Source organism: Xanthomonas sp. DAR 80977, assembly GCF_041240605.1.
GTDB classification, from domain to species: Bacteria; Pseudomonadota; Gammaproteobacteria; order Xanthomonadales; family Xanthomonadaceae; genus Xanthomonas_A; species Xanthomonas_A bundabergensis.
Map to the genome: position 1 here is coordinate 2780069 of NZ_CP162487.1, position 12379 is coordinate 2792447.

Consider the following 12379-nt stretch of genomic DNA (forward strand, 5'->3'; position numbering starts at 1 on the left):
GGATCGGCCAGCCATGCCACACGCCCAGCATCTCGGCCGCCGGCATCGCGAGCGCAGCGCCACGCCCGGCCGCCGGGCTCCACCTTGTACCGACCGATGAGCGGATTGCGCCTTCCCTGGCGGCTGGCCGCGGCCGCCGATGCGCCGTTCCCGCCTGCCGAGCAGGCCTTGCGCGAACCGGACGGGCTGCTCGCGGTCGGCGGCGACCTGTCGCCCACGCGGCTGCTCAACGCCTACGCGCACGGCATCTTCCCCTGGTATTCGGACGACCAGCCGATCCTGTGGTGGAGCCCGGACCCGCGCACCATGTTCCGCAGCGACGGGGTGCGGTTGTCCTCGCGTTTCCGCCGTTCGCTGCGCCGCTCGCCGTGGCGGGTCCGCGCCGATACCGCGTTCGCCGAGGTGATCGCGGCCTGCGCGCGGACGCCGCGCCCAGGCCAGGACGGCACCTGGATCACGGCCGAGATGCAGGCCGCCTACCTCGCCCTGCACCGCGCCGGACACGCGCACTCGGTGGAAGTGTTCGACGGCGAGGACCTGGTCGGCGGCATCTACGGCGTGGCGCGCGGGCGCATGTTCTTCGGCGAAAGCATGTTCAGCGCACGCAGCGGCGGCTCCAAGGTGGCGCTGGCGGCGCTGGCCTGGCGCCTGCGCGAATGGGGCTGGCCGCTGATCGACGCCCAGGTCGAGAACGACCACCTGCTGCGCCTCGGCGCCGAGCGCTGGCCGCGGGTCGCGTTCCTGGAGGCGATCGCCGCGCTGGTCGCCGACCCCGCCCCGCCCGGCCCGTGGACGCCGCGTTTCGGCGAGCTGGCGGCCTCAGAACTGGCGCCGCCGCCGGGGCATTAACGCAAACTTTGCATGCTGCGGCCGAGGCGAGTAAAATCCCCGCTCTTAAGGCCTTTGGCCGCACGCGAAATCGCACAGGAATACATGTCGAAAGACGACTCCATCGAATTCGAAGGCACCGTCAGCGAGACGTTGCCCAATACCACCTTCCGGGTCAAGCTGGAAAACGGGCACGAGATCATCGCTCACATCTCCGGCCGCATGCGCAAGAACTACATCCGCATCCTGACCGGCGACCGGGTGAAGGTCGAAATGACCCCGTACGACCTGACCAAGGGTCGCATCACCTACCGCATGAAGTGACCGCCACGCGGCGGTGATGAAAAAGGCGGCCATCGGCCGCCTTTTCGTCTGATCGGTGACATCGCAAGGCGACTGCAGGTGCTGCAGCCGCCTTTTGTCGTGCCTGGCGTTCTACTCGACGGTCGCCGGCAGCAGCCGCTCCGGCTCGGCCTGGGTCTCCACCACCAGCTCGCCGTCGCGCACGTCGATGGTGACGCGGCCGCCGCCGACCAGCTTGCCGAACAGCAGTTCGTCGGCCAGCGGGCGCTTGACCTTGTCCTGGATCACCCGCGCCATCGGCCGCGCGCCCATCAGCGGGTCGAAGCCGTGCTGGGCCAGCCAGTCGCGCGCGGTCGGGGTGGCCGACAGCGACACGTGCTTCTCCTGCAGCAGCATCTCCAGTTCGATGATGAACTTGTCGACCACGCGCAGGATGTGGCTGAACGCCAGCGGCTGGAACTGCACCACCGCGTCCAGGCGGTTGCGGAACTCCGGGGTGAAGCTGCGGCGGATGATCTCCATCGCGTCGGTGGAGTGGTCCTGCTGGGTGAAGCCGATCGAGCGCCGCGAGGCCTGGGTGGCGCCGGCATTGGTGGTCATCACCAGGATCACATTCTTGAAATTGGCCTCGCGCCCGTTGGTGTCGGTCAGCACGCCGCGGTCCATGACCTGCAACAGGATGTTGAAGATGTCCGGATGCGCCTTCTCGACCTCGTCCAGCAGCAGCACGCAGTGCGGGGTCTTGACGATCTTCTCGGTCAGCAGGCCGCCCTGGTCGAAGCCGACGTAGCCCGGGGGCGCACCGATCAGGCGACTGATCGAATGCGGCTCCATGTACTCGGACATGTCGAAGCGCACCAGCTCGATGCCCAGCTGCAGCGCCAGCTGCTTGGTCACCTCGGTCTTGCCGACGCCGGTGGGGCCGGCGAACAGGAAGTTGCCGATCGGCTTCTCCGGATTGGCCAGGCCCGAGCGCGCCAGCTTGATCGACGAGGCCAGCGTCTCGATCGCCGGATCCTGGCCGAAGATCACCATCTTCAGGTTGCGCTCCAGGTGCTGCAGCACGTCCTTGTCGGTGGCGCTGACCTGCTTGGCCGGGATCCGCGCCATCTTTGCCACGATGGTCTCGATCTCCTCGATGTCGATCAGTTCCTTGCGCACGCCTTCCGGCAACAGCCGCTGGCGCGCGCCGGCCTCGTCCATCACGTCGATCGCCTTGTCCGGCAGCAGGCGGTCGCCGATGTGCTTCACCGACAGGTCCACCGCCGCCTGCAGCGCGTCGTCGGCGTAGGTCACGCCGTGGTGCGCCTCGTACTTGGGCTTGAGCCCCTGCAGGATCTCGAAGGTCTCGCCCACGGTCGGCTCGACGATGTCGATCTTCTGGAAACGCCGCGCCAGCGCGCGGTCCTTCTCGAAGATGCCGCGGTATTCCTGGAACGTGGTCGAGCCGATGCAGCGCAGCTCGCCCGAAGCCAGCGCCGGCTTGATCAGGTTGGAGGCGTCCATGGTGCCGCCGGACGCCGAGCCGGCGCCGATGATGGTGTGGATCTCGTCGATGAACAGCACCGCGTTGGGCACCTTCTTCAGCGAGGTCAGCACGCCCTTCAGGCGCTTCTCGAAGTCGCCGCGGTACTTGGTGCCGGCGACCAGCGCGCCCAGGTCCAGCGAGTAGATGACCGCGTCGGCCAGCACCTCGGGCACGCTGCCCTCGACGATGCGCTTGGCCAGGCCCTCGGCGATCGCGGTCTTGCCGACGCCGGCCTCGCCCACGTACAGCGGGTTGTTCTTGCGCCGGCGGCACAGCACCTGGATGGTGCGCTCGATCTCGTCGGCGCGGCCGACCAGCGGGTCGATGCGGCCGTTGCGCGCCTGCTCGTTCAGATTGCTGGCGTACTCGGCCAGCGCGTCGCCCTTGGGCTCGCCCTCGCCGGGCTCGCCCTTGGCGTCGCCGTCGGACGGCGCCGGGCTCTCGCCCTCCTCGCCCAGCTTGGCGATGCCGTGCGACAGGTAGTTGACGATGTCCAGGCGGGTGATGTCCTGCTGGTTCAGGAAATACACCGCATGCGAGTCCTTTTCGCCGAAGATCGCGACCAGCACGTTGGCGCCGGTGACTTCCTTCTTGCCCGAGGACTGCACGTGGTAGACCGCGCGCTGCAGCACCCGCTGGAAGCCCAGCGTGGGTTGCGTGTCGCGGCCGTCGTCCTCGGCCAGGCGCGACACCGAGGCCTCGATCGCCTGCTCCAGCTCGCCGCGCAGGCGCTCGGCATCAGCGCCGCAAGCCTTGAGCACGGCCTGCGCCGAGGGATTGTCGAGCAATGCCAACAACAGGTGTTCGACCGTCATGAACTCGTGACGGGCTTCCCGGGCGCGCTTGTAGCACTGGCCGATGGTTTGCTCGAGATCTTTGCTGAACATGGTTCACTCCGACGTCTGTTGCCAACAATATGCGGCTGGAGTTGCGAATTTCCACAACCCTATCGGATCAGTGTGTTCAGACCGCGTTAGTCCGGGCAAACCGGTGACCGACGCGTACCAATATCAGGCTTTTTCCATCGTGCACAACAGGGGATGCTGGTTCATCCGGGAAAACTCGTTCACCTGAGCTACCTTGGATTCAGCCACCTCGCGGGTATAGACCCCGCAGACGCCGCGGCCACGGGTATGCACGTGCAGCATCACCTGCGTGGCCCGCTCCAGGTCCAGCGAGAAAAACTGCTGCAGCACGGTCACCACGAAGTCCATCGGGGTGTAGTCGTCGTTCAGCAACAGCACTTGGTACATCGGCGGGCGGGCGATCTCCGGCTTGCCGGTCTCCACCATTACGCCGTGGTCGTGGTCTGAAGAATTCTTGCGAGGCATGCGCCGATTATATACGGCGGCTGTCGGCCAGGATTGGACGATCGCCGATCCTGCCCGCACAATTCCCCTTCTTTGATGGCGCAACGCATGCATTCGACGAATTTCCGCACGGCCGCCCTGCTCGCCGCGCTGCTGGCAGGCGCCGCCGCGCCGGCCATGGCCGCGCCGGACCAGGCACTGGGCACGCGCCTGAAGGCGATGGGCTACGACGTCCAGGCCGATGCCGACGGCGACTACCAGCTGCTGTTCGGGCTGCGCGAGCAGGGCCGCGAGCGCCAGCAGCTGATCTACGTGCGCTCGCCGGTGGAGACCTTCGGCAGCCACCGCATCCGCGAAATCTGGTCGCCGGCCTACCAGGCCAAGGGCGACACCCTGCCCGCCGCGGTCGCCAACCGCCTGCTGGAAGACGCGCAGGCCGACATCCTCGGCGGCTGGGTGCGCCAGGGCGGCACCGCGGTGTTCGTGGTCAAGCTCGCCGCCGATGCCGACGACACCGCCTTGCGCGAGGCGCTGGAAGCGGCGGCGCGCGGCGCCGATGCGATGGACGCCGAACTCAACGCCGGCAAGGACGCGTTCTGATGGCGCTGCCCCCCGGCCCCTGGCAGCCCGACGTGACCGTGGCCACGGTGGTGGTGCGCGACGGCCGCCTGCTGCAGGTGGAGGAATCCATCGCCGGCGCGCTGGTGCTGAACCAGCCGGCCGGGCACCTGGAGCCGGACGAGAGCCTGCTGCAGGCGGCGCTGCGCGAGACGCTGGAGGAGACCGGCTGGCAGGTGCGGCTGACCGCGTTCGTCGGCGCCTACCAGTGGAAGGCCGACAACGGCCGCCACTACCTGCGCTTCGCCTTCGCCGCCGAGCCGCTCGCGCACGACCCGCAGCGGCCGCTGGACGACGGCATCGTGCGCGCCCTGTGGATGACACCGGCCGAGCTGCAGGCCGCCGCGCCGCGCTGGCGCAGCCCGCTGGTGTGGCAGGTGGTCGCCGATTTCCTGGCCGGCAAGCGCTACCCGCTGGACCTGGTGCGGCAGCTGGCATGAACGGCGCGCGGATCATGGTCGGCGTCTCCGGCGGGGTCGACTCGTCGGTGGCGGCTTGGCAGCTGGTGCAGCAGGGCGCCGACGTGGCCGGCCTGTTCATGCAGAACTGGGCCGACGACGGCAGCAATGATTGCCGCGCCGAGGACGACCGCCGCGACGCGGTGGCGGTGTGCGGCCTGCTCGGCATGCCGTTCCACTTCCGCGATTTCTCGCAGGAATACTGGCAAGGCGTGTTCGCCCATTTCCTGGCCGAGTACGCGGCCGGGCGCACCCCGAACCCGGACGTGCTGTGCAACCGCGAGGTCAAGTTCAAGCATTTCCTGGACGCGGCGCGCGCGCTCGGCGCCGAGCGCATCGCCACCGGCCACTACGCCCGCGTGGCCTTCGCCGACGGCCGCTGGCGGCTGCTGCGCGGGGTGGACCGCAACAAGGACCAGAGCTATTTCCTGCACCAGCTGGGCCAGGCGCAGCTGGCCGCGACCCTGTTCCCGGTCGGCGAGCTGCCCAAGGAGCAGGTGCGGCGCATCGCCCGCGAGGCCGGCCTGCCCACCCACGCCAAGAAGGACTCGACCGGCATCTGCTTCATCGGCGAGCGCGACTTCCGCGAGTTCCTCGGCCGCTACCTGCCGGCGCGGCGCGGCGAGATCCGCGACCCGCACGAGCAGGTGGTGGCCGAACATCCGGGGGTGTTCTACTTCACCCTGGGCCAGCGCGAGGGCCTGAACATCGGCGGCGTGCGCGGCCGCGCGGCGGCGCCGTGGTACGTGGTCGGCAAGGACGTGGCGCGCAACGTGCTGTACGTGGACCAGGACCGCGACAGCCCCCATCTGATGTCCACGCAGCTGCAGTCCGAAGCCGCGCACTGGATCGCCGGGTCGGCGCCGGCGCGGCGCTTCGACTGCACCGCGCAGACCCGCTACCGCCAGGCCGACGAGCCGTGCACGGTCGAGGTCGGCGACGACGGCACCCTGGCGGTGCGCTTCGCCCGCCCGCAGCGCGCCGTCACCCCCGGCCAGTCGCTGGTGCTGTACCGGGGCGACGAGTGCCTGGGCGGCGCCGTGATCGCCACCACCGATGCCCCGCTGCAGCGCCGCCTGGCGCAGCGCCCCGCTTCACTAGAGGAAACCACCCGATGACCGATTCCATGGACGCGCGCGTGCTGGCGCTGGCCGGCGTCGCCCAGGCCCTGCAGCAGGTGCGGCGCATCGCCGAGACCGGGCAGTCCGAGGCGTCGCTGGTGCGGACCCTGCTCGACAGCGTGTTCCGCACCGACGCCGACACCCCCGAGGCGGTCTACGGCCGGGTCGGCGACGTCGCGCCGGGGCTGCGCCTGCTGCACAACTATTTCCGCAACCAGGGCCAGGACGAGGTGCTGCCGCGGCTGGCGCTGGCGGTGCTGCAGCTGGAGCGGCGCTTCGTGCGCGACACCGAGACCAGCGCCAAGGTCACCGCCGGCATCGCCCGGATCGCCCCGCTGCTGGACGAACACGCCGACAGCGCGCACCCGGCGGTGATCGGCGCGCTGGGCCAGCTGTATGCCGATACCATCAGCCACCTGCGCCCGCGGGTCATGGTGCAGGGCAACCCGCACTACCTGGGCCAGGCCGGGGTGGTGGCGGAGATCCGCGCGCTGCTGCTGGCGGCGGTGCGCTCGGCGGTGCTGTGGCGGCAGATGGGCGGCAGCCTGTGGGATTTCCTGCTGGCCAAGCGGCGCATGCTCGAGGCGGTGGACCGCGCGCTGCGCTGAACCGGGCGGCGGCGGGGCGGCCTGGCGCCGTGCCGCGATGCAGGGCACGTTTCGGCGCATGGATGCGATCGGCGCCACCTCGCGCCTAAAGACCGAGGGGGTACGGCCGATACAGCAATCGTGAATCTGCCGAGAACGTCCATGTACTCACGCCTCCTGATCCGTCTGGCCGCCCCGCTCGCCCTGACGCTGCTGTTCCCCATCGCCGCCGGTTTCGACTGGCCGGCCCCGGTCCGTTGGGCCATCCTCACCACGATGACGCTGAGTTGGCTGGGCTTCGCCGCCTGGACGGCCTACAGCCAGAGCCGGCGCTCGCCGGAGCAGTCCAAGATCATGCGCGAGCAGGATCAGCTGCTGACCGAGCTGCGCAGCTTCGTCGGCAACGAGATCGACGGCTCGCGCAGCGAGATCGAACGGGCCCGCGAACTGATCCGCCAGGCGGTCAGCGGCCTGGGCGGCAGCTTCGAGGCGATGAACCGCAAGTCGCGGCAGCAGAGCGTGGCGCTGGCCCGGATCGTGGACCGCGCCGGCGACGACGGCGGTGCCGGGGTCGACGTGGCGCGCTTCGCCCAGCACGCCAGCCAGCGCATGGAGCAATTGGTCGAGGCGCTGGAACAGGTCAGCGGCCAGAGCAGCGCCACGGTGCACTACATCGACGACATGTCGCAGCACCTGGACGGCATCTTCGCGCTGCTGGAGGACGTCAAGTCGATCGCCGACCAGACCAATCTGCTGGCGCTGAACGCGGCGATCGAAGCGGCGCGTGCCGGCGAGGCGGGCCGCGGCTTCGCGGTCGTGGCCGACGAGGTGCGCAACCTGTCCGAACGCTCGACCACCTTCAACGAGCAGATCCGCAAGCTGGCGCACAGCTCCAAGGACGCCATCGCCAAGGTCCGCGAGACGGTCTCGCACATGGCCTCGCGCGACATGGACCGCTCCCGCGAGGCGCGCGCCGAGGCCGCGTCGATGCTGGACAACGTGGCGGCGATCAACAATTCGCTGGGCGAAGGCATGCGCGAGATCTCCGAATGCGGCCGCGCCATCGACAGCAGCGTCGCCGAAGCGGTGCGCGCCCTGCAGTTCGAGGACATCGCGACCCAGGCCCTGGGCGGCGTGCATACCCACCTGGACCGCCTGACCGCGATCAACCGCGAGGCCGTGGCCCTGCAGGAACTGTTGCATCGCAACGGCGGCGTGTTCGACAGCGAACTGGTCGATGCGCTGCAACGGGTCGGCAACCGCCTGCGCGAGATGCGCGTGGAGTGGGAGCGTCCGCCGCATAAGCCGGTGGCGCAGCAGAGCATGGGCGCCGGCACCGTCGAACTGTTCTGACCGGCGTCATGTTCCCTGCCGCATCATGAAACGACCAGTCCCCGGCCTCGTCCGGGGCTTGTCGTTCCTGCACTTCCCCGTTTGGCCGAGTCGATGCCCTTTCAGTCCCACTCCCGAGTCGAGGCCATGTCCTGCGACGACCTGACCTCCGCGCACGATGCCCTGCCCGCGCACCCGGCTGCGGGTGTGGCCGCTGGCGCCACGCCCGTCGCGGCGCGGCGCCGACCGGGCAGCGCGCTGCGGCAGCTGGAAATGCTGGCGCAGGACGAACTGCGGCAGCTGCTCGGCGGGTCTGGACAGGCGGCGTCCGCCAGCATCGCCGATCCGGTCTGGGCCGGCCTGGCCTGGGACATGGGCCTGAACGGCACCGCCATCGCCGCGGCCGGCACGCCGCCACCGCTGCCCGGCTACGCGGCGCTTTCCGACAGCGACTGAATCGCGCTGCGCGGTCGCGGCCGTCTGCGCCGGCGGATCGCACTCTGCCGCCAGTGCATCGCGGTATCGCCACGGCTGCTGGTCCGCGGGCTCCTCGGCATGCCTCTAACTGAGATCACAGCGAAGCGTTGTGGGAGCGACTGAAGTCGCTCCCACAGTACTGCGTCAACGGCAAACATCTGCACCGAAAACGCGCTAGCTGGGGTTCTCCAGCGAGAACAGATCCGCCTGCTTGTCGTAGGCGAAGTATTCGGCGTAGCGCGCCCAGCTGATCACCGCCTGCACGGTTTCGGCCGCGTAGTCCTCGGACATGTGGTCTTCCAGCTCGTCGCGGAAGCGCCGCGCCGGGGCGTGGTGGGTCGGGCGTTCGTCGAGCACGCGGCGGATGTGCGCGGCCAGCGGCACGTAGGTGGCCAGGTGCTGGGCGAACATCTGCTTGCGCGCGTCGGTGCCGAGTTCGGCGAAACGCTGGCCGGCCGGGGTCAGCTGCAGGTCGCCCTGCTCGAACACCGCCAAGCGCAGCAACTGCAGGGTTTCGGCGATCGGGAACAGTTCGTCCACCTCCAGCTGCAGGCTGGCGGCCAGCGGCGGCAGGTCGGCGCGGCCGTGGTAGGGCTCGGCCGCCACCGCCTCGACCAGGCCGGCCAGCAGGTTGCTCGACACCCGCGGCAGCACCATCGCGATGCCGCTGCCGGGGAACACGCCCTCGCGCGCCTGCGGCCGCTGCGGGCTGGCGGTCATGCGCGCGTAGATGTCGTCGACCAGGGCGCGGAACGCCGGCGCCAGGCGGTTGCGCGGCTGCGGCAGGGTGACCTGGATCTCGCCGATCACCCGGCCCGGATTGGCGCCGAAGATCACGATGCGGTCGCACATCAGCACCGCTTCCTCGATGTTGTGGGTGACCATCAGGATCGACTCGATCGGCATGCGCCCTTCCGACCACAGGTCGAGCAGGTCGGTGCGCAGGGTCTCGGCGGTCAGCACGTCCAGCGCCGAGAACGGCTCGTCCATCAGCAGCAGCTTGGGCCGCACCACCAGCGCGCGGGCCAGGCCGACGCGCTGGCGCATGCCGCCGGACAGCTCCTTCGGATAGGCACCTTCGTAGCCGTCCAGGCCGATCAGGTCGATCGCCGCCAGCGCGCGCCGGCGGCGTTCGTCGGCGGCCACGCCGCGCGCTTCCAGGCCGACTTCCACGTTCTGCAGCACGGTCAGCCACGGGAACAGGGCGAAGCTCTGGAACACCATGGCGATGTCGTCGATCGCCTGGGTCGGCGTGGCGTCGCGGAACACGATGCTGCCGGCGCTGGGCTGCAGCAGCCCGGCGATGGCGCGCAGCAACGTGGACTTGCCAGAGCCGGAGCGCCCGAGCAGGCCGACGATCTGGCCCGAATGCAGGGTCAGGTCGACATCGTCCAGCACCACCAGCGGCGTCGCACCGCCCTTGTCGTAGCTCTTGCGCACGCCGTGCACGCGGACCAGCGGGGCGCGCTCGGGCGCGCTTGCGGAAAAGGTCATGCTCGTCTCTCCAGTGGTCGTCAGTCGAAGCGCAGGCGGCGTTCGGCGAAGGCGTACAGGCGCCGCCACACCGCACGGTTGAAGAAGGTCACGAACAGCGACATCACCGCCACCCCGAGCAGCACCCGCGCGCCGTCGCCGGCGGCGGTGGCGCGGGCGATGTAGGAACCCAGCCCGTAGGCCTGCACCTGGGTGTCGCCCCAGCTGGCCAGTTCGGCGACGATGCTGGCGTTCCAGGAACCGCCCGAGGCGGTCAGCGCGCCGGTGATGTAGTACGGGAAGATGCCCGGCAGGATCACCCGCCGCCACCAGGTCCACGAGCGCAGCCGGTAGACCGTGGCCGCCTCGCGCAAGTCGGTGGGAAACGCGCTGGCGCCGGCGATCACGTTGAACAGGATGTACCACTGCGTGCCCAGCACCATCAGCGGCGACAGCCAGATGTCGGGGTTGGCGCCGGTGGCGACGATCGCCAGCACCGCGAACGGGAACAGCACGTTGGCCGGGAACGCGGCCAGGAACTGCGCCAGCGGCTGCACCCGCTGCGCGACCTTGGGGCGCAGCCCGATCCACACGCCGATCGGCACCCACACCACGCTGGCCAGCGCGATCAGCACCACCACCCGCGCCAGCGTGGCCAGGCCGCCGCCGAACGCCTCGGCCAGGTCGTGCAGGCCCAGGTGCCGGCGCCCGTAGTCGAACGCGAACCAGGCCGCGGCCAGCGCCGCGATCGCCAGCGCCGCGCTCCACAGCCGGTCGCCCCAGACGTTGCCGCCGTCGCCCTGCAGCGCCGCTGCCGGCGCACGCGAGCGCCGCGGCGCCCAGCGCAGCAGCAACGCGCGCTGCCAGACCCAGGCCAGCGGCGCGACCAGGCGCTTGGCCAGGCGGGTGCGCCGCAGCAGGTCGTAGAGCCACGACTGCGGCTTGTCCTGCGAGGCGGTGAGTTCGGCGCGGAACTTGTCCGACCAGGCGACGATGGGACGGAACAGCAACTGGTCGTACAGCACGATCAGCACGCCCATCGCCAGCACCGCCCAGCCGACCGCGGCGAAGTCGCGCTGCGCGATCGCCAGCGCCAGGTAGGAGCCGATGCCGGGCAGTTCCAGGGTGTGGTCGCCGACCGTGATCGCCTCGGAGGCGACCACGAAGAACCAGCCGCCGGACATCGACATCATCATGTTCCAGATCAGCGCCGGCGTCGCATACGGCGCTTCCAGCCGCCAGAAGCGCTGCCACGAGGACAGGCCGAAGCCGCGGGTGACCTCGTCCAGGTCGCGCGGCACGTTGCGCAGCGACTGGTAGAACGAGTACGCCATGTTCCAGGCTTGGCTGGTGAAGATGGCGAAGATCGAGGCCAGCTCCGCGCCGATCTGGCGGCCGGGAAACAGGCCCAGGAAGAAGGTCACGGTGAAGGTCAGAAAACCCAGCACCGGCACCGACTGCAGGATGTCCAGCGCCGGCACGATCAGCCGCTCGGCGCGGCGGCTCTTGGCCGCCAGCGTCGCCACGACGAAGGTGAACAGCAGCGAGGCGGCCATCGCCGCGAACATGCGCAAGGTGGTGCGCAGGCCGTATTCGGGCAACTGGCGCAGGTCCAGCGAGACCGCCGCGGTGCCCGCCGGCGGCAGCGGCGCGCGCATGTCGGCGGCGCCGTGCAGCAGCAGCACGCCCAGCGCCAGCAGCAAGGCGAACACCGCCAGGTCGTGGAAATTGGGCAGCACGCCGGGGCGTGCGGCGACAGTGCCGGGCGCGTTGCGCTCGCGGGGGGATAGCACCATGGGAAGGTTCCGGCGGGGCGGCGGCAACGAGCGCGCCGCAGGGGTGGCAAGGAATGGCGGGAAGCGCGGGAGGACCGCTCAGTGTGGCGAGGAAATATTCAAGCCAGGCGTCAGCCGGTACTGCGCCACGTTCGCGCCGCGGCGCGCGGCCAGGCGGCCACCACCGGCCGTGCTGCGGATCGCCGCATGCGCGTCGGCCGCGGCCACGCTCCACGCGCCTTCGCGGCATCGCCGCCCCAACCAGGTCCGGTCGCCGTCGGCGGCGTGCCACCGGCCCAGGCCGGCATGCGTGCCGCCGGCACTGCGGCATGGCGGCGCGCAGTCCGGGTCGAGGTGCGGCAGCGTGCGCCGCCAGGGACCATGCACTGGTCGCGGCCTGCGCACGGGCGAGCGGCAGCGCCTACACGGCGCATGGCGACAACGATGGCAACAGACGCATGGGCGGCTCCGGATGCGGAAACGCCAGGGGCTACGCTCGAAGGTCCTCGCGGATCGGGCTTGCGTACTGCGGGGAATCTCTTGCCAGCGCCGCTGCGGCGGTGGCGAAC

13 protein-coding genes are annotated in these 12379 nt (G+C 70.1%); 8 read left to right on the forward strand and 5 right to left on the reverse strand.

The window, feature by feature from the left end:
* The first annotated feature begins 96 nt into the window (after positions 1-96).
* Together aat and infA are read left to right on the forward strand one after the other, a co-directional pair.
* Entirely contained in the window at positions 97-849 is a 753-nt protein-coding gene (aat, locus tag AB3X10_RS11750; protein ID WP_369975179.1) for a leucyl/phenylalanyl-tRNA--protein transferase, read from the forward strand.
* 84 nt (positions 850-933) lie between these two features.
* Positions 934-1152, forward strand: coding sequence for a translation initiation factor IF-1 (gene infA, locus AB3X10_RS11755; protein WP_004425677.1), 219 nt, complete (start codon positions 934-936; stop codon positions 1150-1152).
* A gap of 111 nt (positions 1153-1263) precedes the next feature.
* Here infA and clpA read toward each other — a convergent pair whose 3' ends face one another.
* A complete protein-coding gene (clpA, locus tag AB3X10_RS11760) occupies positions 1264-3546 on the reverse strand; it encodes an ATP-dependent Clp protease ATP-binding subunit ClpA (RefSeq protein ID WP_369975181.1) in 2283 nt (760 codons plus the stop codon).
* A 123-nt stretch (positions 3547-3669) separates the two neighbouring features.
* Positions 3670-3990 (reverse strand): ATP-dependent Clp protease adapter ClpS, encoded by a 321-nt coding sequence (gene clpS, locus AB3X10_RS11765; RefSeq protein ID WP_369975182.1) that lies wholly within the window; start codon positions 3988-3990, stop codon positions 3670-3672.
* A 75-nt stretch (positions 3991-4065) separates the two neighbouring features.
* Between clpS and AB3X10_RS11770 the strand changes: the two genes are divergently transcribed.
* The 6 genes from AB3X10_RS11770 to AB3X10_RS11795 all read left to right on the forward strand — a co-directional run bounded on the left by AB3X10_RS11770 (position 4066) and on the right by AB3X10_RS11795 (position 8541).
* Positions 4066-4569 (forward strand): hypothetical protein, encoded by a 504-nt coding sequence (locus AB3X10_RS11770; protein ID WP_369975184.1) that lies wholly within the window; start codon positions 4066-4068, stop codon positions 4567-4569.
* Positions 4569-5027 carry an NUDIX hydrolase gene (locus AB3X10_RS11775; protein WP_369975186.1) on the forward strand — a complete coding sequence of 153 codons (459 nt, stop codon included), beginning with the start codon at positions 4569-4571 and terminating at the stop codon, positions 5025-5027. Before AB3X10_RS11770 ends, AB3X10_RS11775 begins: the two co-directional genes overlap by 1 nt.
* Entirely contained in the window at positions 5024-6163 is a 1140-nt protein-coding gene (mnmA, locus tag AB3X10_RS11780) for a tRNA 2-thiouridine(34) synthase MnmA (protein ID WP_369975188.1), read from the forward strand. The genes AB3X10_RS11775 and mnmA overlap by 4 nt, the downstream gene beginning before the upstream one ends.
* Complete coding sequence (hflD, locus tag AB3X10_RS11785) at positions 6160-6774, forward strand: high frequency lysogenization protein HflD (protein ID WP_145708267.1); 615 nt, start codon at positions 6160-6162, stop codon at positions 6772-6774. The genes mnmA and hflD overlap by 4 nt, the downstream gene beginning before the upstream one ends.
* A gap of 141 nt (positions 6775-6915) precedes the next feature.
* Complete coding sequence (locus AB3X10_RS11790; protein ID WP_145708264.1) at positions 6916-8106, forward strand: methyl-accepting chemotaxis protein; 1191 nt, start codon at positions 6916-6918, stop codon at positions 8104-8106.
* Positions 8107-8232: 126 nt separating this feature from the next.
* Positions 8233-8541 carry a hypothetical protein gene (locus tag AB3X10_RS11795; protein ID WP_369975190.1) on the forward strand — a complete coding sequence of 103 codons (309 nt, stop codon included), beginning with the start codon at positions 8233-8235 and terminating at the stop codon, positions 8539-8541.
* Between the two features lie 195 nt (positions 8542-8736).
* Here AB3X10_RS11795 and AB3X10_RS11800 read toward each other — a convergent pair whose 3' ends face one another.
* From AB3X10_RS11800 to AB3X10_RS11810, 3 genes are all read right to left on the reverse strand, one after another.
* Positions 8737-10056 carry an AAA-associated domain-containing protein gene (locus tag AB3X10_RS11800; protein ID WP_369975191.1) on the reverse strand — a complete coding sequence of 440 codons (1320 nt, stop codon included), beginning with the start codon at positions 10054-10056 and terminating at the stop codon, positions 8737-8739.
* Between the two features lie 20 nt (positions 10057-10076).
* Positions 10077-11831: an ABC transporter permease gene (locus AB3X10_RS11805; RefSeq protein ID WP_369975193.1), complete on the reverse strand. Its 1755-nt coding sequence runs from the start codon at positions 11829-11831 to the stop codon at positions 10077-10079.
* Between the two features lie 78 nt (positions 11832-11909).
* The gene (locus AB3X10_RS11810; RefSeq protein ID WP_369975194.1) at positions 11910-12038 is read right to left on the reverse strand and encodes a hypothetical protein; all 129 of its coding nucleotides are present in this window, start codon (positions 12036-12038) and stop codon (positions 11910-11912) included.
* Positions 12039-12379: the final 341 nt, after the last annotated feature.